The organism is Microcoleus sp. B13-B6 (assembly GCF_036705405.1).
GTDB lineage: Bacteria > Cyanobacteriota > Cyanobacteriia > Cyanobacteriales > Microcoleaceae > Microcoleus.
The window spans coordinates 1-1172 of record NZ_JAUBUJ010000253.1 but is presented as its reverse complement, the minus strand read 5'-3'; the positions used below and the strand labels follow the sequence as shown (position 1 = coordinate 1172).

Below are 1172 nucleotides of genomic sequence, written 5' to 3'. Positions count from 1 at the left end.
CGGTTGCTGGTTCACTCGTAATTATTCGGATTCAGGGGTAATTCAAATTGACAAGGTGCTTTTGTTCCAGAGTTCAATAATTTGCTGAAAATGTCGATGGCGGTCAGTAGCAAGCCAGTCAATGACCTGTTGAGCCTGGGTTATTAATTCTTTAGCACTTTGCCATTGTTCTGATAAAAATATCAAGTTTTCGACTGTCCATTCTCCAAATTGATACTCGTGTTGAGCGCAGCCGTCAAGCCAAATATTACCCGTTGAGTAATTGAGGAAACTCAGTACAATTGGCATCCCTTTTACGGGAAATTCAGCCAGAGAGCAAAACTGTTGGAATTGCTGATGATTGATACTATCTGGTGGTAGAATCTGAGAAAATGAAACTTCAAATTCTTGTTCATACCAATCTTTCATCTCATTTTCAGTTAGCCAATTTAGTCCTTCAGAACTTAGAGACAGCAGGATTTGCCATTCAGGAGCTAAGGAATCAATATCTTCATAGCTCAACCAATCCAACCCCCAAGACTCAATCAGGAGTTGGTCGAGGCGTTCTTCTTGTGCTATTTCTAATTGCCAGGGGCTGATCGGGATAAGTTCTGTTTCGTCAAGAAGACGGAAGAATTCTAATTCGCGGGGGCTATGATTATCAGGAGTAGCCGAGTAAATAGAACTGGTACTGGTAGCAAATTCAGTTGAAAAAAAGTGCTGGTAAAGATTGAGAAGTTGAGCGCTATTGAGCGTTTGTCTGAGAAATTCAATCGCTTCAAGTGGCTTAGTTACTGGGTAGGAGTGTCGCAAAGCGGCAATGGCTTGCGACACAGACAAAATAGTTGCAGGCATTAAAAATTAAGAGGAATTTGGAGACAAGCAATAGCTGGCGCAAGTTGGAGTTTTTTGAGAGTGTCTCTAAATCGCTGTAGTTCTTGCTCACCCAGAGCGATCGCGTCAGAGAGTTCTTGAGCCCGACTTGCCAAGGTTAGCGGAGTAACACAACCGCTGATAGAGTCGCATTGCAGAGCCCAAGTGAGTTGGACAGCTTGATTCGGTTCTTCCGGTGCTGCGACAAGTGAGGGGAGTGGGGAATGGGGAGTGAGCAGTACCCATAGTTCTTTTTTCCAATCTTCTTCTACACCCTTTGTCTTGGCTTGTTTGATGATTTTAATGGGTTGACCTGTTTT

2 protein-coding genes are annotated in these 1172 nt (G+C 43.3%); both read right to left on the bottom strand.

The annotated features are described in order from the left end of the window. Positions 1 to 42 precede the first annotated feature (42 nt). Positions 43 to 834: a hypothetical protein gene (locus QUB35_RS39025; protein WP_333148442.1), complete on the bottom strand. Its 792-nt coding sequence runs from the start codon at positions 832 to 834 to the stop codon at positions 43 to 45. After that, positions 834 to 1172, bottom strand: a 339-nt coding sequence (locus QUB35_RS39020) for a hypothetical protein (RefSeq protein ID WP_333148441.1), incomplete at its 5' end; no start/stop codon positions are given. The genes QUB35_RS39025 and QUB35_RS39020, both read right to left, overlap by 1 nt.

What these genes read in the sequence shown, in the direction of transcription:
- QUB35_RS39025 (WP_333148442.1), bottom strand. Translation starts at nt 834, where the DNA reads ATGCCTGCAACTATTTTGTCTGTGTCGCAAGCCATTGCCGCTTTGCGA.